Raw genomic sequence first — 22,087 nt, 5'->3', positions numbered from 1 at the left:
GGCGCGTCGATCACAGCGCAAGGCGCGGCAGGGCGCGGCGGGCGCGTCGATCTCATTGCCGGGTCGGGTGCGCTGGCCTTCGAGTCCGGCGCCGTCATCAACGTTACCGGCGCGACACGCGGCGGGCGCATCCACCTGCGCGCCGGCCGCGACACGGCGACATCAGGCTTCCGCCTCGCCGATGCATCGGGCAGCTTCGTCGGCGCCGAGCGCGTCGATGCCGAGGCGGTGTGGGTCTATGATGGCATCACCAATCTCAACGCAGCGACGCTCAATGCTGCACTCACCGATGCCGAAACGTTCATGGCGGCGGAGAAAGGTGCCATCCTCTCCCGTCTTGGACGGACGGGCGATGCCAATTTCCATCTCGTGTCGGGCATCGAATTCCGCTCGTCGGGCGACATGACGGTGGCTGAGGATCTCGATCTCGCCGGCAAGCGCCCGGGCGGGGATGTCGGCGTGCTCACGTTGCGCGCCGCCGGCGATCTTAAGATCAACAAGTCGATCAACGACGGCTTTGACGGGTACGGCTGGGAGGGCAACACCAGGAACCCTACCTGGGATAACAGCGCAGTTCCTCTGAACATGCGCGGGACGCTGCGAGCGGACGACAGTTGGTCCTACGGGCTGATCGGCGGCGCGGATCTTACCTCCGCCGATCCCTTGGCGGTCGCTCCGCTGTTCAGCCTGCCCGACGGCTCAGGCAATGTCGTGCTGGCGACCGACGTGGTTGTCCGCACCGGCACCGGCGACATCGATGTCGTGGCCGGACGCGACATCGTGTTCACCCCGGGCAAGGTGATCATGCTCCAGGATCCCAACGATCCGACGCGGATGATCGAGATCACCCAGGCGATCAATAGCAGAGGAGCCCCCCATGCTGCCTATCGGGACTGGCTGCTCGTTGCCGACCCGGACGATCCGACGTTCGACACCTACAATCGGCCGTCGGCCATCGTTTACACCGCCGGCAAGCTCAGCGGGCCAGGACGGGTCGTGCTCGCCACCGGCTTCACCAACAGCGCGAGCTTCGCCGAGGGGGGCGGCGATCTCAACCTCACGGCGCAGGGAGATATCATGGGCGCGCCGCGCGATATGGGCTGGGGCTGCCGGGATGCCGCGGAAGCTCCCGCTTGCTTCTGGTCATCCTGGCTTCCGAATTATGGCCCCGCAGAGCCGCACACCGGGACCCAGTTCGTCGCGGACTGGCTGATGCGACAAGGTCAGTTGACCAACGACGGCACGGGTTTCGTCGCGTCCGGCGGACGCATCCTCAACACCGCCTGGGCGGTCGACTACGGCCGTTTCAAGCAGGGCGTCGGCGCGCTTGGCGGCGGCGACTTGGCTGTCAGTGCGGGCGGACGTGTGGACAACATGACGCTCGCCGTGCCGCACAGCGGCTGGCTTGCGGCCGGCGACGGCACGACCCTGGCGCCAGCCGTCACGCCAACCGATGCGGCGCTTAAGCTCTATGGGGGCGGCGACCTTTCGGTGCGCACCGGCGGTGATGTCACCGGCGCGATTGTTTATGTCGGCCAGGGAACCGGCACATTCCAGGTGGGTGGCGCCATGGGCACGGCCTGGCTGACCGGTGGCATGCGCTTCGACAACGTCATCGCCCTGGCCGATGCCCGGATCGACATCGCCGCCCGCGGCGACGTCATGATCGGCTCCGTCTTCAATTCCACCCTGCTCAGGATTAGCCCCGGGTCTTTCGGCGACCAGTCCTATTTCTCGACCTATACCGACCGGAGCGCGCTAGCCGTCCGCTCCAACGGCGGCGATATCCGCCTCGCTACGATGACGACGGCGGCTGAGCTTTCAGCCGGGTCGAGCTTCTTGAATCTTCTCGCTGACCCCCAGATTCTTCCCGGGACCAGCCCGAAAACCAGTCTCTATGACCTGCGCAATAGTCTGAATTCCTCCGTGCCGAATGCGAAATTTGCAGAAGCCTTCCAGTTCTGGCCCGGCACCGTCGAGGCCGTTGCCTTCGGCGGCGATATCTCGACCGGGATGCCATGGTCCGAGGGACCTAATCGGAATTACGGCAGCATGACGTTGTTGCCGGCACGCAACGGCAACCTGAGCCTGTTCGCGGCAGGATCTGTCGACCTTCAGCGGATGAGCTACCATACTCACCCCGTCGAAAATGACGGCAACTTCGCTGTCTCCGACGCCGACCCTGACCTTTTGGCCAACGTCTTCCGCCCGGCCAAGGACTTCGAGAAGGATGTCCTGTTCCGCCTGTTCGAGCGGTCGGAGCCGAAAAACGGCAAGGCCGGCTCCGATCGTTCCATGTCGCACGCGGCCAACCGCTACCGCGCTGACGACACCGACCCGGTGCGCATCTATGCCCGCGACGGCAGCATCCTGTTCGGGCCAACCTTCTTCTCGCCCAAGCCCGCCTCCATTCGGGCCGGGCTCGACATCGTCGACCTGAACTTCGTCGGCCAGCACTTTACGGCCGAGCACACAACCGTCATCCGCGCCGGGCGCGATATCGGCCGGCGGGCGCCGATACAGACGGGCGGCGTGCTGGTCGACCCGTCCGGCGGCCGCAACGTTGGCACCACCATCATCCTGGGCGGACCCGGGTTGCTCGACGTCACTGCCGGGCGGCATCTCAATCTGTTCGACGCCCACGGTATCGAGACCATCGGTAACCAGATGAACTCGTATCTGCCGGCCAACCAAGGCGCGAGCATCGCGCTCACTCTTGGCGCCGGCGCCAAGGGGCCGGACTACGCTGCTTTCGCGGCCGCCTATATCGATCCGACTTCTGCCGGCAGCGTGGCGCGGCACTATGCCGGAGATCTTCTGGCCTTCATGCGCGAGCGAACCGGTAACAGTGCGCTTAACGAGGAGCAGGCTTGGGCCGAATTCGGCGCGCTCCCGGACGGCGTCCGACATGCCTTCATTCGCACGATCTTCTATCAGGAACTCGCTGCGGTGGGCAAAGAGGCTGCAGTGTCGAAGAACTACAATGCCGGCTATGACGCGATCGCCGTTTTGTACCCGGCCGTGCCTGAGAGCTATGACGGCGACCTGTCAATGATCTACAGCCAAGTCAAAACTGTGCAGGGCGGCGGTATCGACATCCTGGCTCCGGGCGGTCGCATCGATGCCGGGCAGACAGTGCGGCCGCGATCACTCCAGCTCAACAGCCTCGGCCGGCCGATCGTCCAGGCTAATTCCAAGACGCCCGATCGGCTCGGCGTCACCACCGTGCGCGGCGGCGACGTCCGCATCTTCCTCGACGGCAGCATGACGGTTAACTCCTCGCGCGTGTTCACGCTGCACGGCGGCGACATCCTGATCTGGTCGTCGAACGGCGATATTGACGCCGGCAAGGGTGCCAAGACGGCGCTGCTCGCGCCGCCGCCGCGGGTCATCTTCGATGCGGCCAGCGGTACCTTCACGACCGAATTAACCGGCGAGGCGACCGGCAGCGGCATTGGCACCCTGATCACGGGCGCCGATCAGGAGCCGGGCGACGTGAGCCTGATCGCGCCGCGCGGCCGCGTGGACGCAGGCGATGCCGGCATTCGCGTGTCGGGCAATCTCGTGATCGCCGCGCTGGAAATCCGCGGCGCCGACAATATCCAGGTGGGCGGTACGTCTGTTGGGGTGCCGACCAGCAAGACCGATACCGGCGCGCTCATGGCCGCCTCCAACACGGCCGGTGCCGCACAACAGGTGGCGCCTGCGACAGAACCCACAAGCTCGGGCCAGCCCTCTATCATCATCGTCGAGGTGCTCGGCTTCGGCGGTAACGAAGAAGAGCAACGCGATCGAAGCAACGACCGGAGTAACTACAATCCAGCGGCCCCAATCAAGGTGGTGGGCTACGGACCTCTCACCGACACGGACATGGATGGTCTCACCGGAGAGGAAAAGCGCAAACTTTCCGAACGGCAATAATGACGAATAGCTCTGTGCTCCAAGGTTGATGCGGTGATCATCTTGAGCTCAGGTCGGTTTGCGATCATCGATGGCGGGCCAGGATTTCAGCTCGCCATCCTGGCGGCCGGCTGCGGGCGTCTGACCGGGCTTGGTTATCGGCGGAGCGGCTCAACCGCGCGCAAATCGAACTGAGCCGATGAGATAGCTGTCACATAAACGATATAAAGGACGCTGTCGCTTGTACCACTGCCGTCAACGATTCTAGGCATGTCGACGAAAAGTCGCTGGCTATAGATCGCGTAGGCGGGGCAGGCATTGGTACGGGTATTGGCCGATTTAAAGCAGCGCTATGCAGGCAATTGTATCATATGTCGTCAAGGCGAGGGGCGGCCGTTCAGTTTTTCGTCCGGGTGACGATCGCGTTGCAGCGCTTCGACGTTTGAGACGGCATTTGGCGCGATATGGAAGCGCAATCGGATCAAGCGACCATCGAAGGAGTCGAAAATTCCTTGTGGTGGCATATGCGGTATTGCTGATGGCTGGCATCTACGCCGCCGAGGCAGAGGATCGCCAGGTCGCCAAAGCGGGCGAACTGATCGCATTCAACATCCCGCGCCAACCGCTCGCCGGCGCTTTGCAGGCCTACGGGCAGGCGACCGGCATTCAAGTGCTCTACGAGAGCAACTCTGCCGTCGGCCGGACGTCGGGCGCCGTTGAAGGAGCGTTCACCGCCGATGCCGCACTCAATCTGCTGCTGGCAGAAACCGATCTAAAGGTTCGCTACATCCGTCCCGACGCGATTACACTCGCTCTTCCATCTGCAGAGGGTGTCAATTATACGCCCCCTGGCATCCCGCTGGGATCGTCAAGCCTGTCCTTGGGAACGTTGCGGGTGCGCGGGACGAGCGACGACGCCGCCGGGCTGCAGGATTTCAGCCAAAGGCTGCAGATGGATATTCAGAACGCCCTTCGAAAAAATCCAAGGACACGGGACGGCAGCTACCGTGCCGTGCTTGATCTCTGGATCGATTCCGCGCGGACGATCGAGCGAACGGAATTATTTCGGTCGACAGGCGATCGTGACCGCGACGCGGCCGTTGCGACGGCGCTGCGTGGCGTGACGGTCAGCCGGCCGACGCCGGCGAACACGCCGCAGCCGGTCCGCGTCGTCATCGTCGTAAGATCACTGCAATGAGCTTCGACGAGATCCAGAGACGAAATCAGAAGGGCGCGGCATCGCTGCCGCCGGGCACATTGCCACCCTATGAGGACGAGCCCGGAACGTGGTCGTCGGGAGAAATCTTGCGGCTTTTCACGGTGCCGGCACTGGCGACGCTGCTGCTCGTCGGCGGCGTGTACTGGATCAGGCTGCAAACGCCGTCAGGTTCGATGGGCCAGCAGCAGGCCTCGGTCGTGCAGGTTCATCTGCTTCCGCGCCCTGATGCTGCGCCGATCGTCACCGCTTCGACGTCGCATTCGAGCGCACAAGACGTCACCAGCCGTACCGACATATCCCCGAAGGAGCCGAGCCCATCGACCTCGGATGAACCCGTTCCTGTTCCGCGAGCGTTCTCGCCTGCAGAAGCGCCGCCGTCGAATATTCTGTCGGCGCCATCGGCGATAAGCGGGCCAGCGGACAGCGCGGCCGCAAAATTCCAGCAGGCGCTGCTGCGTCACGTCGCGCAATATCAGCGTTACCCGAACGCAGCCCGTGCGCTGCGTCTGCAGGGAAAGGTCGATACGCAGTTCTCGATGAGTAGGGACGGCAAGCTTCTCGGCGTCTGGGTCAGAACGAGTTCTGGCCAGACCTTGCTCGACAAGGAGGCGATGGAGACGATCCGCCGGGCGCAGCCCCTGCCGCCTATACCTCCCGAATTGCCCGAGCGTCTGAACATTCACGTGCAACTAGTGTTCGATCCGTCCTGACCACTCCTAGTCGCGGAGTTGAACAGGTCTGTTGGCGAGATCACCGTTGATTACGCGAACTGGTGTCTGATGTTCTCTCGCAGGTGGTATTTCCTTTCGTCATAAATGTGTAGTTCAGCGCCGCTACGACCTCCTGATCGTCGGGGGGCGAGCGGGAACGATGGTAATGTGTTTGGGGCCTGCGCAACGTGGGTGACAGCAATCGAATTCGGCTGCGTGGACAGTTGGTCGAAAACTACGACGGGCTGATCAGGAAGCTGACACGTCGCCTCGGATCGTCGGATTTTGCCCACGACGCTCTGCACGAGACATTTTTGCGGCTGGATCGCGTGACCGACGCGGTGCCGGTTCGCAGTCCGACCGACTACATATTCCGCACCGCCATCAATATCGCGAAGGACCGGCAAAAGGCCCAAAGCTATCGCGTGAGTTCGTCGGAGATCGATGCGCTGCTGGACGTTTGCGACGAGGACCCCGATCCGGCGAGAATAGTTGAAGCGCGATCGGAGATTGAAGCCTTCAAGCGGGCGCTGGCCGAATTGCCGCCGCGGCCGCGGGAAGTGCTCCGCAGTATCTCCATTGAAGGCCAGTCGGCGCGCGATGTCGCGGCGCGGCTTCAGGTGAGTATCCGCACCGTCGAAAGCGATCTGAAGCTGGCACTTGGCCACTGTGCCGACAGCCTTGACCACACTTTGCACCGCCGCCTCGGCGGCCCGCGTCCCCGATCGTGATCGATTGGTGCCGAAACGTCGCGATCGATGCACGTTCTGGAGCGAGCCGGGGCGGCATTGGACAATAAGCGAACAAATTTGAGCGACGCGTCGTTTCGTTGCAGTTTTTCTTCGGGATAGCCGCTTCCCAGTCGTCTATCGAGTAGATGCCATGTAACGGCACCGCGGCGGCAAGCTGGATGGGAAGTTCCGAGGGAATGACGCGGGCCGTTGAAGCGAGGTCTGTTGCAGCCAGCGCAGGGGGCGTGGATCGTCGCTTCCTGTTCAGCGAGCGTATCGTGGAGCAACCGATCATCCGATCGTCGAAGCGCGCATCAAGGTGCTCGAAATTGACAGGAATTGGCTATATATCGAGGTCGGACGGCATTGGCCCCATCAATTAAGCACATTGGCTTGGCGAGCGCGGCAGATGGACGATAAATCGTGACCGCGGCGAGCGACACATCCGAACGCAACGCGCTTTTGGACGAGGCCATCGACTGGGTGGTCCGGCTCAAGACGGGTGATCCGACCAGAGCAGACATCGATGCGCTGCGACGCTGGCGCGAGCAAAGTCCCGCCCACGAGGAGGCTTTCAAAAAGGCCGCGCGGCTTTTCCGCCGTGCAGGTATCGCAGCGGGCGAACTGGACGATCGGCCCGATGCCACAGGCGCGGTGCTGGCCCCGCAACGGCTGCCGTCCAAAGTCTTTGCGCGCCGCGCCTTTTTGGGCGGTGCGATCGCCGCGGCCGCCGCCGGCTATGTGGTGGTCCGCCCGCCGCTCGGGCTTTGGCCGTCGCTGCAGGAGCTATCTGCCGATTATCGCACCGGCAAGGGCGAGCAGCGCAAGATCGCGGTCACGCCGGATGTATCACTGGAGCTGAACACCCAGACCAGCATCGCGCTGCGTTCAGCGTCCGACGAAACGCAGATCGAGTTGATTTCCGGCGAAGCCTCGGTAGCCGCGATGCGAACTTCGCCGAAGCCGTTCGTCATGCTGGCTGCGAACGGACGCATCACCGCGAAACAGGCGGACTTCGTGGCGCGTTGCCTCGACGGCATGGTCCGGGTGACATGTCTGAATGGAAGCGTGGATGTCGCCCAGGGCGGCCGCGTGGTGCGGCTTGGCCAGGCGGAGCAGGTCTCCTATACGCCTGGCGGAATTGAAGTCTCGGTCCCGGTCGATCCGGCGCAGGTAACGGCCTGGCAGAGCGGGCTATTGATTTTTCGCGACCAGACGCTTGCCGACGTGGTGGATGAAGTCAATCGCTATCGATCCGGCAAGATCATCATTACGAATGCGGACCTGAAGCAGCGGGTCGTCAACGGCACGTTTCAGATCAGCAAGCTCGGGGATTTCGTGCTCCAGGTTCAGCAATTGTTCGGGGCCCAGGCGCGCTCGCTGCCGGGCGGGGTCGTATTGCTCGGCTGATCCAATTGAGCCGCAGCTCGCAATCTCTGTTTCGCTCGTCTGCTCATCCTGGTCGCATTGAGCTTGCGACCAGCTGCGAATCAATGCGCGCGAAAACCGTTTGCAAAAAAGCCGTTAATTTTTCCCCGGAGCGCCGCAAAGTTTTGCGGGTTAGGTCTCCGTCAGTCGTCTTTAGAGCGAGGGGGCGTGATCGCGGCATTCAGGCGCGGTTGCGATACTCGTTTGAGGAGGCGAGCGGGCATCCGTGCAAAGTTGTGATGATGATGAGCCGCGCCGGCATATGTCGGCGGGAAGGGCGTTGTTTTGCCTGACGGCAGGCGCAGTGACTCTGGCAGGCGGGCTGGTCGCTGCCGATCCGGCCTGTGCAGCCAAGGCTGCGTCGGCTGGACGTGCGCCGAACCCAACCAGTGCTTCGTCATCGCCTGAGCAGGCTTCGCCGCAAAAGCCGGCTGCTGCCGTACAGCGTTTCGACATTGACGACTTTGCCGTCCAGGGCGCCGAGACGCTTCCGCAAATCGAAATCGAGGAAGCGATCTATCCGTTCCTCGGACCCAACAAGAGCGCTGACGATGTCGAAAAGGCGCGGGCGGCGCTCGAGAAGGCCTATCACGACAAGGGCTATCAGACCGTCAGCGTCTCCGTTCCGCAGCAGAACGCTTTGAGCAGGATGATCACCCTCAAAGTGGCGGAATTGAAGGTCGGGCGGCTGCGGGTCAAGAACTCGCGCTACTTCGACCTCGCCAAGATAACAAACAAGGCGGGCTCTCTTAAGGAGGGCACGGTCCCGAACTTCGGCGCCGTCACCAAGGACATCGTCGCACTGAACCAGTGGCCCGACCGGCGCGTGACGCCGGCGCTACGGGCGGGCGTGACGCCCGGCACTGTCGACGTCGACCTGAATGTCGAGGACAAGGCTCCGCTGCATGCAAGCGTCGAGCTGAACAACCGCCAGTCTCCCAACACCACGGCACTGCGCGTCAGCAGCACGGTGCACTACGACAACCTCTGGCAACTCGGCCACTCCCTGAGTTTCACCTACCAGGTAGCGCCGCAGCGCCCGGGCGACGCGGAAGTTTTTTCCGGCTCCTACCTCGCGCGCGTGCAGGACGTCGATTGGCTGAATGTCCTGTTCTATGCCGTGAAATCGAGCAGCGATGTCGCGACTGTCGGCGGCACCAACGTGATCGGGCCCGGACAGATTTTCGGCAGCCGCGCGGTGATCACGCTGCCGGCGAGAGAGAATTTCTTCCACACGCTTTCGGCCGGTGTCGACTACAAGCACTTCGACCAGACCGTGAAGCTCGGCGGTGCCGGATTTTCCTCTCCGGTCACCTATTATCCGGTGGTCGCCAACTACAGCGCGACATTCCAGGGTGAGAAATCCACGACGCAACTCAACGCCGGGGTCACCTACAATCTGCGCCCGTTGAGCGACGACTGGGTCACGTTCGACAACAAGCGCTATTACGCCTCTCCCAGCTTCACCCATCTCAACGTCGATGTGTCGCACACCCACGAACTGCCCGAAGGCTTCCAGCTCTACGGCAAGGTTCAGGGACAGGTCGCCGACGGACCGCTGGTGTCGAGCGAGCAGTTCAGTGCCGGCGGCCTCGATACCGTGCGCGGCTATCTGGAGTCCGAGACGCTCGGCGACAACGGCGTGCTCGGCAACCTCGAACTGCGCAGTCCCAACGTTGGCGAGCTGTTGCAGAAGCACATGAAGGACGAGACCGGGCAGGGCCAGGCGCGTTTCACCATTTTCGACGAATGGCGCTTCTTCGGGTTCGCAGACGCCGGCACGGTCACCACCCTGAAACCGCTGCCCGAGCAGCAATCGAAGTTCGATGTGTGGAGCTACGGCGTCGGCGCCCGCTTCAAGATGTTCAACTACCTCAACGGCACGCTGGTCTATTCCGTGCCGATGGTGAGCCAAGCCTACACCGAAGCGCGAAATCCGCGCGTGAACTTCCGAATCTGGGGTGAATTCTGATGACTGTGGGATGGGATCATATTGGTTGCGCGGGGCAGTCTGCGCATCGGCGGTCGGGCGCGAACATTCTGGCTGGCCTGATGCTCGGGCTCGTCGCGGTGCTGACGCTGCTGCCGTCGCCGGCCGCGGCGTGGTGGAACGACGAATGGCAATTGCGCAAGAAGATCACCATCGACGCCAGTGCGTCCGGCGCCAACATCACCGATCCGATCGGTACCGCGCCGGTTCTTGTTCGGCTGCATGTCGGGAATTTCCGTTTCGGTCAGGCGAAGGATGACGGCAGCGATCTGCGCTTCGTCGCCGGCGACGACAAAACGCCGCTGAAGCATCACATCGAGAAATACGACTCGCTGCTCGGCGAAGCCCTGATCTGGGTCGCCGTGCCGAACCTTCAGCCCGGCGCCAAGGCCGATATCTGGCTCTATTCCGGCAACAAGAAAGCGGTTGCGACCAGCGATCCGAAGGGCACCTACGATCCCGACACCCAGTTGGTCTATCATTTCAACGAGCGCGGGACGCCGGCCCTGGACTCGTCGGTCTGGGTCAACAATGCGCAAACCGTCGGCCAACCGGCGGACGGCTCGCTGATCGGTACGGGCTTGCGCCTGGATGGCCGTGCGCCGCTGACGCTACCGGCATCGCCATCGCTCTCCTTGAGCGACAACGCCGTGTTCACCTGGTCCGCCTGGATCAAGCCCAGCGCCATGCAGCCCAACGCGGCCTTGTACAGCCGCCGCGATGGCGCCAACGGTCTCGTCATCGGACTGGACAACGGCATTCCCTTCGCCGAGGTCACCAATGCGGGGACTGCGCAACGCAGCGCTGGCGGCGCGCCGATCGCCCCCGGTGGCTGGCATCATGTGGCGGTGGTGGCCCATGGCGGTCAGATCGCACTCTATCTCGACGGTGCGCCCTACGCGTCGCTTGCCGCGACTTTGCCGGCACTTAACGCCATCGCGCTGGTCGGCGGCGAGACGCCAAGTGCCGCTGCCGCCGCTCCCGCGGCGGCACCGTCCGCAGCCGAACAGGCTCCAGCCCCGTCTGTGCCGGCTGCGGATGGCGGCACTGCGCCGGATGCTACGGCCCCTGCATCCGAAGCAGCGCCGGCTGCAGCTCCCGCCGCCACCATGGCCGGCTTTGTCGGCGATATAGACGAATTGCAGATCGCGAAGATTGCCCGCCCCGCCGGCTTCATCAAGTTTGCCGCGATCGGGCAGGGGCCGGAGCAGGCCAAGCTCGTCGCCTTCAGCCTGGACGAAGAAACCGGAAGCTGGCTCTCGGGCTATTTCGCGGTGATCTTGAAATCGGTGACGCTCGACGGCTGGATCGTCATCGGCATCCTGGTGATCATGGCCGCTGTCAGTTGGGTCGTGATGTACGATCGCGCCTCCTATCTGAACAAGCAGGCCAAGGCCAATGCTCACTTCATGAAGAGCTTTCGCGAGATCGCGTCCGATCTCACGATGCTCGACAGTGGCGATCCGGAAGATATCGCAAGCCTGGGCGGCCGCATGAACGAGTCCGATGCCAAGATCATGCGGGCGTCGTCCTTGTACCGGATCTATCACCTCGGAGCCTCGGAAATCCGCCACCGCTTCGCCGGGAACGGCAAGCGCCTGCCGGTTCTCTCTGCCACATCGATCGCGGCGATCCGCGCGGCGCTCGACAGCGGCTATGTCAAGGAGAGCCAGCGGCTCAACCGGTTGATGGTCGTGCTGACGATTGCGATCTCCGGCGGACCGTTCCTCGGCCTGCTCGGCACCGTGGTCGGCGTCATGATCACGTTCGCCGCCATCGCGGCAAGCGGAGACGTCAACGTCAACGCCATCGCGCCGGGTATTGCGGCTGCGCTGGTCGCGACCGTTGCCGGTCTCGGCGTCGCGATCCCGGCGTTGTTTGGCTACAACTACTTGATCTCTCGCATCAAGGACCTGACCAATGACATGCAGGTCTTCATCGATGAGTTCGTGACGAAGATGGCCGAGTTCTACTCGGCCGATCGGATCGAACACCGCGTCGCCGCGGAGTAATGGCGATGCAGATCCAGGACAGCGGTAAACCCTACGACGACATCAACATCACCCCGATGTTGGACCTCGCTTACGTGTTGCTGGTGATTTTCATCATCATGACGACGGCAACCGTGCAGGGCCAGAAGGTCAATCTGCCGAAGGCGTCGGCGGCGCCGAGCCTTGCGACGCAGACGACCAAGGCGATCACGGTCGCCAATGACGGCAAGATCTTTCTCGACACCATACCGGTCACGTTGCCCGAACTCGAACAGCGCCTGGTGCAGCAGAAAGCGCTTACGCCAGAATTTCCGGTGGTGCTGCGCGGCGATGCGCAGGCCCAGTATCAGAGCGTCATGGATGTGCTTGACCTCCTCGGACGCGTGGGCCTGACGCAGGTCGGTCTCGCCACCAAGCCGCTCGTGAAGTGACGGATCGAATGGGTACCGCCATGGACATGCGTCACGCCGCCAGAAAGGGCCTCACGAAGTTGTGGTCCTGGCTCCACGACGCGTCTTGGACGATCGGTCGGTACGCCAACGAAAATCAGGTGTACCCGGCCGAGGTGGCTGCCTGGCCGGCCGTCGCCAAGAACGAGCCACGTACTGCCTTGCCGCTCACAAGGCATGACCATGCCGCGCAAAGCGGCGTCCTGCTCCAGTTTCCGGTTCGCGGCGAGGCGCTGCTGGTCAGGCTTGCGGACCTCCTGCGAAGCCGCATTGCCGATCGCGGGCTCGAGCGCGATCCGCTGTTTTTGCTTATCTCGCGATGCCCGGGATCGCGATTGTCGATCGACCGTACTGCCTATGTCGAGTTCCTGGCTGATCGATGCGTGTACTGCGTGGCGATCGAGGCGCAGCCCGATACGCGGGTTACCGTGGAAACGACGGATTTCGACACCGTCGTGAAACTCGTCGTGCAGTATGTCGCCGAGCGGCTCTCGGAGAAGGTGTTCCTGGAGGCCGCGTCATGAACGCGCCTGTGAACGACCGGGATTTCTCCTCCGCGCGCGACGCACAAGCGCGGGTCCCGACCGCATATCGTCCCACCGGACGATACACCTCGTTGTTTCGCTACGGCGCAACGCTTTTGGCCATCGCCGCGTTCGTTGGCGTTGCCATATTCTTCCTTCGCGGTCATGACGATATGCCACCGCCGCGGCTGGTGCGGGAACTGACCGTCGTCAACATCGTGCCGCCGCCTCCGCCTCCGCCGCCGCCACCTCAGCCCATGCCCGAGCAAAAGATGATCGAGCAGCCGAAGATGGCCGAGCCGGAATTCAAGGAAGAGAAGCCGGTCGACAAGCCAAAGGACGAACCGGTCAAGGACGCCAAGAACGATGAGCCGCCGGGACCGCTGTCGCTCGATGCGAAGGCGGTCGGCCCTGGCGATCTCTTCAATCTCGGCAGCAAGGTTGGTGGAAATCCTTACGGCGGTGGCGGAGGCGGCGGCAGCCGATGGGGCTGGTACGCATCGATTGTGCAGGCCCAAATCGAAACTGCCCTGCGCGCCAACAGCAGGACGCGCAATGCAACCATGCAGGTGCAAGTTCGGCTATGGGCCGACGCCTCCGGCCGCGTGAATCGCATTCAGCTCGTCTCGTCCACCGGTGACGCCGAACTCGATGCGGTGATCCGCAACGACGTACTCGGCAGCCTCGTTCTGCGCGAGCCGCCGCCCAAGGACATGCCGATGCCGATGGTCACGCGCGTCACCGCGCGCCGGCCAAGCTGAAGCGGTTTGTAACGATTTCGTCGAGTCATGTGACTAGGAGAGGACTGGGGAACCGATGTTTGAGAAGAAACCAGACGCACGCCGGCGCTTGATGCCACTCGCCGTGTCGCTGTGCGCGCTCGCCTGCTTCGCTCCGGCTTTTGGCCAGAGCGCCTCGGATGAGGGGCAGGCACCGGCAAAGAGATCCGATTCGAAGCGATCCGGGGTGTCGCAAGCGAAACCCACTTCGCCGAACGCCACGATCAATCTCGTGCACATGCTGGTGAAGCAGGGCGTGCTGAAGGAAGAGCAGGCAGAGGCTCTGATCAAGCAGGCGAACGACGAGGCGTATGTGGCCCGCGAGGCAGCCAAGGGGGCCACGGCGAAGGCCGATGAGGCGGCGAAAGCCGCGAATGCCGCTACCGCTGCGGCATCGCCCCCCGGGACCCGGCACGTCACCTACGTGCCGGAGGTTGTCAAACGGCAGTTACGTGAAGAGATTAAGCGGGAAGTCATGGACAGGGCACATAAGGAAAACTGGGCGTCGCCGGGTGCCTACCCGGAATGGGCGCAACGGATTCGGTTCTCTGGTGATTTACGTGCACGCTACCAGGGCAGTTTCTTTCCCACCGGTAATGACCAGCTTAACGCTTATAATTTCAATACCATCAACACCGGCTCACCTTACGACGTCAGCCTCATCTCCAATCCAAATCCCGCACCGACTTACAACGTCACCAAGGACCGCCACCAGCCGCGGCTTCGCGCCCGTCTTGGCATGGAGGCCGATATCTACAATGGGTTCTCTGCCGGCCTGCGCATCGCAACCGGGGAGAACAGCTCGCCCGTCTCCACCAATCAAACGCTGGGTGCGAGCGGCGGCAATTTCTCAAAATACGCGCTATGGCTTGATCGCGGCTATCTGAAGTACCAGGCGTGGAACAACGATGTGGCGGTTTCCATCGGTCGCTTCGACAACCCGTTCTGGTCGCCAACCGATCTGGCCTGGCATAGGGATCTCGGGTTCGATGGCATCGCCGCGCAGGCCAAGTACGAGATCGCGCAAGGCATTACGCCATTCGCCGTGGCTGGCGCGTTCCCGATCTACAACACCGACTTCAACGTCGGCACCAATCTCGACCCAGCCACAGGAGATGTAGCCAAGTTTGCGAGCCGCGACAAATGGCTGTTCGGCGGCCAGGCCGGTGTTGCCACGCGGTTCGCTCCTGAATCGGCATTCCGGGTTGCCGTTGCGTACTATGATTTCCACAACGTTCAGGGACGGCTCTCCGGCCCGTGCTTCGTGAGATCGGCGTCCGATCTGTGCGACACCGACATCACGCGTCCGTCATTCGCGCAGAAGGGCAATACCTATAGATCGCTGCGCGACATCATTTCGGAACCTTCGAACAACTTTGGAACGACCAACCTGTACCAATACTTTGGCCTGGTCGGCCAGTACCGGCCCGTCGTTGCCAGCGCGCAGCTCGATCTCGGCCATTTCCATCCGGTGCACATTGTGCTCGACGGCGAGTACATCTGGAATAGCGCGTTCGACCGCGGCCTGATGAACGCATTCGCAGTAAACAACCGCGGGCCGGACATCGCCACCAATGTGCCCGGCCCTTACAACGGCGGCAATCAGGGCTGGCTAGCCCGCGTCACCGTCGGTGACAAGGTGGTCAAGCGTCTCTGGGATTGGAACGTGCACGCCGGCTACAAATATCTGGAGTCCGATGCCACCATCGATGCCTTTGTCGACTCTGACTTTGGGCTCGGTGGCACCAATCTCAAGGGTTACTTCGTCGGCGGCAATGTCGGGCTCAGCGACAATGTGTGGGCCTCGTTGCGTTGGATGAGCGCCAACAACATTGCAGGCGTGCCCTACGCCGTCGATGTCCTGCAAGTCGACCTGAACGCGAAGTTCTGATCATGCAGACCCGCATCCCACGTCTTGTGTTGCTTCTCGCTGCAGCAGCGTTCTGCGGCGAGGCTCGCGCCGATACCGAGCACGATCGCCTGCGCGAGGCGTTGCGCAGCGCCACCATGCAGACCCGGCAACTGGAAGATCAGCGCGCTGCCTCGCAGGCTAAACTCGCCGAGGCCGAGAAGGAAAAAGCCGCCCTCAAAGCTCAGATCGATGCCGCCAAGTCGGAGGCCCGCCGGCTCGAGAAGCAGCATCGCGAGGCGGTCGACGAATTCAACCAGCGTCTCACCGAGCGCGACGAGACGCTGGAAAAATGGAAGTCAGCGTACGAAGAGGCCGCCAATGTCGCGCGTGCCAAGGATGCCGAGCGAGCCAAGTTCGAAGGCGAGGCAACGGCGTACAAGGCGAGCACCAAGAGCTGCCAGGCCAAGAACGTGCAGCTCATCAAGGACGGCAACGAAATCTTGAAGCGATACCGTAGCCTCACGGTGGGCGACGCATTCGTGGCAAGCGAACCGTTGACCGGCCTTGGTCGCGTCGATGCGCAGAATTTCCTCCAGGATAGTACCGACAAGCTCCTCGACCAGAAGGCGACACAATGAACTTCCTGATCGCTATCAGAACATCCCAACCCGTCCGCATTGCAGCCATGGCCGCGGCCATCGTTTGCCTGCCGATGGGAGCGCTCGCCCAGACGGCGCCAGCGCCTCAGCGCATCGCTCCGCCACCGGCCAAGCAGAAGCCGGCGCCTCAACCGGTCGCATCCGAAGCGACGGCCGTCCAGGCGCCAGCGACCCAGGGACTCGCTTCCGCCAAGACGTCAGGCGGTGACGACGTCATCGCGCGGGTCGGTAATGCCAACATCTCGGCTGAAGAACTTCGTGCCTATGTCGGTGCGCTTGGAGCGCAGGATCAGGCGGCACTCGCCAAGGATCCCGCGCTGCTCAGCCAGACTGTGCGCATGCTGCTCGCCAACCGGCTGGTGCTGCAGGAGCTGACCGCTAAAAAATGGGATCAACAGCCGAATGTCGCGACACAGCTCGATCGGGTGCGGGAGAATGCGCTGATCGAGATCTACCTGCAGTCGGTCTCGACGCCTCCGGCCGGCTTTCCAAGCGAGGAAGACCTGCAGAAAATCTACGATGCCAACCGCGGCGCATTGCTGGTGCCACGCCAGTTCCAGCTCGCGCAGATCTTTATCGCTTCGCCGAAAGATGCCGACAAGGCGACAGAGGATAAGGCGAAAAAGAATCTGGATGAGATTCTGGGAAAGCTGAAAGCGCCGGGCGCCGATTTCGCCGCGATCGCGCGAGCCGCGAGCGAGTCAAAGGACGGGGGCGATCTCGGCTGGGTTGCGGAAAACCAGATCCGGCCGGAAATCAAGGCACAGGTGATGGGGCTGGCAAAGAATGGCGTATCTGAAGCTATCCGCCTCGATGACGGCTGGCACATCCTCAAGCTGCTCGATACCAAGGCTGCCTATACCCGCACACTCCCCGAAGTCCGCGAGCAGCTCGTGCAGCAGATACGCACCGAACGGGCAACCATGATGCGGCGCGCCTACCTCGCTGAGCTGCTGAAGCGCCATCCGCCGATTCTCAATGAACTCGCACTGTCGAACCTGCTCGACAGGTCCCGTAAATAGCTCACCAGCGGAGTCCCCAATGTCCGATACCCAAATCGTCAAACTCACTCTCGATAGTCTGCGCGATGTTCTCCAGCAGGTTGGCTATCGGGTTGAGGAAGTAACCGATCCGGTCGCAAATGTGCCTTATCTGCGGTCGGCGACCGGCGGGCTGGCTTTCGACATCCGTCCGGGAAACCAGCTCGCGGACGAAGGATTTGTCGATGTCGCGTTCACTGCGGTGCTTCAGGTCCAGGGCGAGCTTCCGCTCGCTCTGGTCAACCGCTGGAACGCGACGCGCCGCTTTGCGCGCCTGCAGCTTAGCCAGCCGTTCCTTGTCTTCTGTCTGGACGTCTCGGTGGCCGGCGGGGTTATGCCGAACCACCTTCGCGCGCAGATCGAAATCTGGGATCGTCTGGTGCAGGAACTGATCGCGTATCTGCGCGACGAACTACGCCAGCTCTCCGCGACAAATGATGCAACCCCGCCCGTCGTACCGCAAGCACCCGAGCGCGATAGTGCGACCGAGGCGAGCGTGCCGGCCACAATCCAGTAATGCGCATGGATCATGATGCGAAGTCTGGAGCTGGCACTTCCTCGCCCGCTGATCGATGCGTGACGCCGCCGATTGCCGTCGGCAAGCGTGCAAGCCGCGTGGCGTGGTGGAAGAGGGCATTCCACTCCGTGGCGGCGATGGCGGGTTTGATCGCCGCCGGGGCCGAGGCGAAGGCGTCGCCTGTCGCCGCGGCGAGCGGAGAATACCGATCCGCGACCGCGGTCCCGGAGGCGTGGCAGGCTTTCGGGAGGCAAGTGCAGCAAAAGTTCGAGCAGCAGCTTGCCGGCGACACCGACGGAGCTCGCCGTATCCAGGATTATCTGACGCGCCGCGGCGGAGCGGCCGATGCACCAGCTTTGAAGTTAGCGGTTCGCGCCTGGGTTTTGAGCGACGGCAGAGTCAGCCGTGTCGAGGTCGACGGCATGGATGATGCCGGGATTCGCATCGAACTGCGCGCGTTGCTGATGGCTGGTGGCGTCGGCACGCCGCCGCTGGAAATGCTGCAACCCCTGCACCTACGTCTGTCGCTTCGCGCGAAAGATCGGTCGCGGGAGGGGAAATAGCGGATGGCGGCCGGCAAGCAACTTCGATCGCCCTGCGCAGCGCGCGTTTGGCCATTAGCATCGGCCGTTGTCGCGCTCGGATTGCTCGTAATCGCCTTGCCGGGGTTCGCGAGCGCGGAAACCGTTTCGGCACTCGCTTCGTTTGACGATCGTTTTGCCGCCGTCGAATCGCCGGACCAGTTGCCGCAGGCGCGATCGGCCACGCCAGCAGAGGCGCCGAAGGACCGCGCCGGCGATATCGCAAAACTGAGGGTGCCGTCGAGCGCGCCCGACGGGCGTGCGCGCTATCGCGCCTTGATCGAAAGGGAAGCCACGCAGGCTGGCCTGCCGCCGGAAATTGCCGAGGCGGTGATGGCGGTGGAAAGCGGATACAATCCCGATGCCATAGGCGGCGTCGGCGAAATCGGCTTGATGCAGATACTGCCGTCGACGGCGGCGATGCTCGGCTTCAGGGGCTCGCTCATCGAGCTTGCAGTGCCCGAGACCAATATCCGCTACGGCGTGACCTATCTTGCGAAGGCGTGGCGTCTGGCCGGCGGTGATCTTTGCACGGCCGCCATGAAGTATCGGGCCGGGCATGGCGAGACCCGGTTTTCCGTTCTCTCCGTCAACTATTGTCACGCGGTGCGCGCAAAGCTGGCCGCACGCGGCTTTCCCGTGACGGGCAGCGTTCCCGTCGCAACGTTCGGAGAGCCGGCCCGGGCCGGCGGCTGCGGCCGCAAATGCCTGGGCGTTTCGCGCATAGGCACCGTGAATATCGCAGCACTCAACACGCGGCTCAGTGCGCTCGTCGTGCAGGCGCGGGCAGGACGGTAGGAGGCGATCTCAATGCGGCTGACCATGCTTTCGCTTGTTGCCGCGGTGGGTCTTGTCTCACCAGGGCTGGCCGAGGAGCGCGTCACAGTGCTTCGGGAGATTGTCATTGGCGGTGGTGCAGCGAATGCACCGGTCAAACCCGAAGGACGTGTCACCGTGCGGCCGGAAATCGTCATTGGTGGCGGTGCAGGGAACGCGCCGGTCAAGCCCGACAGATGCGTCGAAGTCGAAATTGGATCAAGCAGGGCGATGGACTGTCTCAACCAGAAACTCAAGCGGGAGGTGGATCGCGTCAATCCGGTCATGAACCTTCCGCCGATCGATGCCCGCTCGCCGGACATCAAGACAGGCGTCGTGAACATCCCGGCCGTTCAGCAACAATACGGTCGGAATTTCGGCGTTTCGGTTATGCCGTACCGGCCCCCGCCGCTGGTGTTCAGCGCGCCGGGGGGACTGCATCGATAGGAGTGACACGCGAATGTAACACACGCTCCGTAAGGTTCTCAGCCGGACCATGATCGTCGCCTCGTGAATGTAAGGATGCGCTGTGATACCGGATGCGCTAGTGGCCGCGCAAAGCCGGAGCGTTCGGTTATGCCGTGCGCTGCTATTTGGAGTCGGGCTGGCGCTGCCGGGTCACGATGCGGTTTCGCAGACACGAAGTCCGATCCAGTTCGCGATTGCCGCGCAGCCGCTTGCGGCCGCGCTCGATACCTACAGCGTCATATCCGGCCTAGAACTTTACTACGATGGCGATCTGGCCGTTGGGCGGCGTTCCCACGCCGTTGAGGGGCGACTTGTACCGGATGTCGCATTGCGGGAGTTGCTGACTGGAAGTGGTCTCGTTGCACGAGCGACCGGTCCCAACAGCTTTACCATCACACCTGGTCCTTCGCGCGCCGCCAGTGCAAGCCATCAGGCGTACTTTGCGACGATCCAGGCGCGGGTGTCGCAGGTATTGTGCGCACGTGCCGAAACCCGGCCAGGCGGCGACGATCTTCTGCTTCAGTTGTGGATAGCGTCCACGGGAACGGTACAGCGCGCACAATTGCTCGATGCGCCCAACGGTGACATGCGCGAGAATGCATTTGCCGCGGCGTTGCGCGGGGTGTCCATTGGCGCTGGGCCCCCCGCGGAGCTGCCGCAACCCATCACAATGGCGATTTTCGCGCGGACCAACGGCGAGCCGACCGGCTGCGGCGCTGTTACGACAACGGCGGCGCGTTAGATGCGCCGGATGCGTCGCCCATGAACAGTTCGAATCGCGACACGCTGCGGCGGGTCTTTTTGCTCGGCTATGACGAACTGCGGGCGCGATTGACGCGGCGTTTTGGATCTGTCGAGCTTGCCAGCGATGTGCTGCATGAGACCTGGCTGCGGCTTGAGAACGCAGCTCCAGCCGACGTCGTTCGCAGTCCAAGGAATTATCTGCTGCAAATGGCGGCGAATGTCGCCTTGAAGCGTCTGAGATCAGAGAGCAGTTTTGTCACGCTCACGGATGCCAAAATGGCGATTGGCATCATCGACGATATGCCTGATCCCGAGTGCTCCGCGATGGCGCGTTCCGAGGTCGCAGCGCTTGCAAGGGCATTGTCGGAGTTGACGCCGCGTCGCCGCGATATCCTGCTGGCATCGCGCCTCGAGGGTATTCAGCTTTGGGCGATAGCCGAGCGTCTCGGCGTCTCGCAGCGTCTTGTCGAGATTGAACTCAAACACGCACTCGCCCATTGCGCGTTGCGTGTTGGACGAAATGTCACAAAAAGATTCGGTCCCAGGCCGCCGAAAGGATCTCAGACAGACGGGGATCCCGACTGATGTGTTCTGCAAGACCCGGTCCTGGCGACATTGGATATGCGATGGCTGGAGATATTCCCGATCATCCAGCGGTTTTCCTGACGAGGATTGACCGTGAGGCGCACGATTGGGTGGTGCGTTTCGCTGTCGGCAATGCCAGCCCGGCCGATCTTGATGCTTTCAAGGAATGGTCGGCGCAGGCCGGCTATGCCGAGGCGTTCGCGCGTGCCTGCCGGCTCTGGGAGGCTGTCGGACCGGCAGCCGAGCACATGGCCGGCGCCGATGCTCCCGAACAGAAAGTACATATTGGGCGTCGCGCATTTATGGGTGGCGCGCTTGCTGCGTCCGTGGCCGCTACGACTTACGTTGGCGCACGGTCGCCGCTCGGCCTTTGGCCGTCATTGTCCGAGCTTGCGGCCGATTATCGGACCGCGCCCGGCGAGCAGCGCAGGATCGTGCTTGCCGGAGGTCCGTCTATAGAGCTGAATACCCGCACGAGCATCGCCCTCAAAGCCTCGCCTGATGGCGGCGCAGAACGTATAGAGCTGTTTGGCGGCGAAGCGGCCATCGTTACGCGTCCCGAATGGCGTCGCGCCGTCGAGGTGATTGCTGGAGATGGCAGCGTCACCGCGACCGATGCTGCCTTCAATATGCGCTATGAACGCGACACCGTTTGCACGACCTGCGTCGTGGGGGCGGTCGAGGTTGCCGTCGGGAATCGCTCAGTCAGTCTTCGTCCCGGCACGCAGGTCATATATTCCGGCAGCGGGTTGGGTGAAGCTATGACGGTGGATGTTGGGGTCGTAACCGCCTGGAAAGACGGCATTCTGGTGTTTCGGTCGACGCCGCTCGCGGATGCCGTCGCGGAAATCAACCGCTATCGGTCCGGTCGGATCATCGTGACCAATACCGCGCTCGGGCGTCGGTTGTTCAATGCGCGATTCTCGATTGCAAACGTCGATGGTGTTGTTGCCCAGATCCAGCAGGTTTTCGGTGCATCTGTCACAACTCTGCCCGGCGGTATCGTGCTGCTGAGCTGATCGGGCGTTGGCATGTCGATATTCGAAATACCGAAGAAAGTAAGCGGGCTGAATCTGCAGAAGGTCAGGATTTTTTTTCGGTGCC

21 protein-coding genes are annotated in these 22,087 nt (G+C 62.7%); 20 read left to right on the top strand and 1 reads right to left on the bottom strand.

The window, feature by feature from the left end; translation table 11 throughout:
* The 10 genes from CP49_RS40910 to CP49_RS40865 form a co-directional block, all read left to right on the top strand.
* On the top strand, positions 1-3,921 hold a 3,921-nt coding region (locus tag CP49_RS40910; RefSeq protein WP_197423372.1), incomplete at its 5' end, for a filamentous haemagglutinin family protein.
* 517 nt (positions 3,922-4,438) lie between these two features.
* Positions 4,439-5,098 (top strand): TonB C-terminal domain-containing protein, encoded by a 660-nt coding sequence (locus CP49_RS40905; RefSeq protein WP_245311121.1) that lies wholly within the window; start codon positions 4,439-4,441, stop codon positions 5,096-5,098.
* Positions 5,095-5,829, top strand: a complete 735-nt coding sequence (locus tag CP49_RS40900) for an energy transducer TonB (RefSeq protein WP_057855729.1) — start codon at positions 5,095-5,097, stop codon at positions 5,827-5,829. Before CP49_RS40905 ends, CP49_RS40900 begins: the two co-directional genes overlap by 4 nt.
* Positions 5,830-6,017: 188 nt before the next feature.
* On the top strand, positions 6,018-6,560 hold the full coding sequence (locus CP49_RS40895; RefSeq protein ID WP_057855728.1) for an RNA polymerase sigma factor: 543 nt from the start codon (positions 6,018-6,020) through the stop codon (positions 6,558-6,560).
* 423 nt (positions 6,561-6,983) lie between these two features.
* A complete protein-coding gene (locus CP49_RS40890; protein ID WP_057855727.1) occupies positions 6,984-7,970 on the top strand; it encodes a FecR family protein in 987 nt (328 codons plus the stop codon).
* Positions 7,971-8,250: 280 nt separating this feature from the next.
* Positions 8,251-9,960 (top strand): ShlB/FhaC/HecB family hemolysin secretion/activation protein, encoded by a 1,710-nt coding sequence (locus CP49_RS40885; RefSeq protein ID WP_057855726.1) that lies wholly within the window; start codon positions 8,251-8,253, stop codon positions 9,958-9,960.
* Positions 9,960-11,990, top strand: coding sequence for a DUF2341 domain-containing protein (locus tag CP49_RS40880; protein ID WP_057855725.1), 2,031 nt, complete (start codon positions 9,960-9,962; stop codon positions 11,988-11,990). Before CP49_RS40885 ends, CP49_RS40880 begins: the two co-directional genes overlap by 1 nt.
* A gap of 5 nt (positions 11,991-11,995) precedes the next feature.
* Positions 11,996-12,400, top strand: coding sequence for an ExbD/TolR family protein (locus CP49_RS40875; RefSeq protein ID WP_057855747.1), 405 nt, complete (start codon positions 11,996-11,998; stop codon positions 12,398-12,400).
* 26 nt (positions 12,401-12,426) lie between these two features.
* Positions 12,427-12,942 (top strand): hypothetical protein, encoded by a 516-nt coding sequence (locus CP49_RS40870; RefSeq protein ID WP_245311119.1) that lies wholly within the window; start codon positions 12,427-12,429, stop codon positions 12,940-12,942.
* Complete coding sequence (locus CP49_RS40865) at positions 12,939-13,703, top strand: TonB C-terminal domain-containing protein (RefSeq protein ID WP_082646493.1); 765 nt, start codon at positions 12,939-12,941, stop codon at positions 13,701-13,703. The genes CP49_RS40870 and CP49_RS40865 overlap by 4 nt, the downstream gene beginning before the upstream one ends.
* A gap of 33 nt (positions 13,704-13,736) precedes the next feature.
* On the opposite strand, the gene CP49_RS48490 is transcribed toward CP49_RS40865, so the two are convergent.
* Positions 13,737-13,943: a hypothetical protein gene (locus CP49_RS48490; RefSeq protein ID WP_245311118.1), complete on the bottom strand. Its 207-nt coding sequence runs from the start codon at positions 13,941-13,943 to the stop codon at positions 13,737-13,739.
* A gap of 16 nt (positions 13,944-13,959) precedes the next feature.
* Here CP49_RS48490 and CP49_RS40860 point away from each other — a divergent pair, with 16 nt between their 5' ends.
* The 10 genes from CP49_RS40860 to CP49_RS40815 all read left to right on the top strand — a co-directional run bounded on the left by CP49_RS40860 (position 13,960) and on the right by CP49_RS40815 (position 22,002).
* Positions 13,960-15,612, top strand: coding sequence for a putative porin (locus tag CP49_RS40860; RefSeq protein WP_245311117.1), 1,653 nt, complete (start codon positions 13,960-13,962; stop codon positions 15,610-15,612).
* Between the two features lie 2 nt (positions 15,613-15,614).
* Positions 15,615-16,211, top strand: coding sequence for a hypothetical protein (locus CP49_RS40855; protein WP_057855723.1), 597 nt, complete (start codon positions 15,615-15,617; stop codon positions 16,209-16,211).
* Entirely contained in the window at positions 16,208-17,254 is a 1,047-nt protein-coding gene (locus CP49_RS40850) for a peptidylprolyl isomerase (RefSeq protein ID WP_057855722.1), read from the top strand. The genes CP49_RS40855 and CP49_RS40850 overlap by 4 nt, the downstream gene beginning before the upstream one ends.
* A gap of 19 nt (positions 17,255-17,273) precedes the next feature.
* A complete protein-coding gene (locus CP49_RS40845) occupies positions 17,274-17,789 on the top strand; it encodes a YbjN domain-containing protein (RefSeq protein WP_057855721.1) in 516 nt (171 codons plus the stop codon).
* A 137-nt stretch (positions 17,790-17,926) separates the two neighbouring features.
* A complete protein-coding gene (locus tag CP49_RS40840) occupies positions 17,927-18,352 on the top strand; it encodes a hypothetical protein (protein ID WP_156438925.1) in 426 nt (141 codons plus the stop codon).
* An 81-nt stretch (positions 18,353-18,433) separates the two neighbouring features.
* Positions 18,434-19,168: a lytic transglycosylase domain-containing protein gene (locus tag CP49_RS40835; protein ID WP_057855744.1), complete on the top strand. Its 735-nt coding sequence runs from the start codon at positions 18,434-18,436 to the stop codon at positions 19,166-19,168.
* Positions 19,169-19,180: 12 nt separating this feature from the next.
* Complete coding sequence (locus tag CP49_RS48485) at positions 19,181-19,633, top strand: hypothetical protein (protein WP_245311116.1); 453 nt, start codon at positions 19,181-19,183, stop codon at positions 19,631-19,633.
* Positions 19,634-19,733: 100 nt separating this feature from the next.
* A complete protein-coding gene (locus tag CP49_RS40825; protein ID WP_057855719.1) occupies positions 19,734-20,396 on the top strand; it encodes an STN domain-containing protein in 663 nt (220 codons plus the stop codon).
* A 20-nt stretch (positions 20,397-20,416) separates the two neighbouring features.
* Positions 20,417-20,983, top strand: a complete 567-nt coding sequence (locus CP49_RS40820) for an RNA polymerase sigma factor (RefSeq protein WP_057855718.1) — start codon at positions 20,417-20,419, stop codon at positions 20,981-20,983.
* Positions 20,984-21,231: 248 nt separating this feature from the next.
* Positions 21,232-22,002 carry a FecR family protein gene (locus tag CP49_RS40815; protein WP_197423371.1) on the top strand — a complete coding sequence of 257 codons (771 nt, stop codon included), beginning with the start codon at positions 21,232-21,234 and terminating at the stop codon, positions 22,000-22,002.
* The last annotated feature ends 85 nt before the right edge of the window (positions 22,003-22,087 follow it).

The organism is Bradyrhizobium valentinum (assembly GCF_001440405.1).
Lineage (GTDB): Bacteria > Pseudomonadota > Alphaproteobacteria > Rhizobiales > Xanthobacteraceae > Bradyrhizobium > Bradyrhizobium valentinum.
The sequence above is the reverse complement of the archived record's forward strand: the minus strand, read 5'-3'. Positions and strand labels throughout refer to the sequence as shown.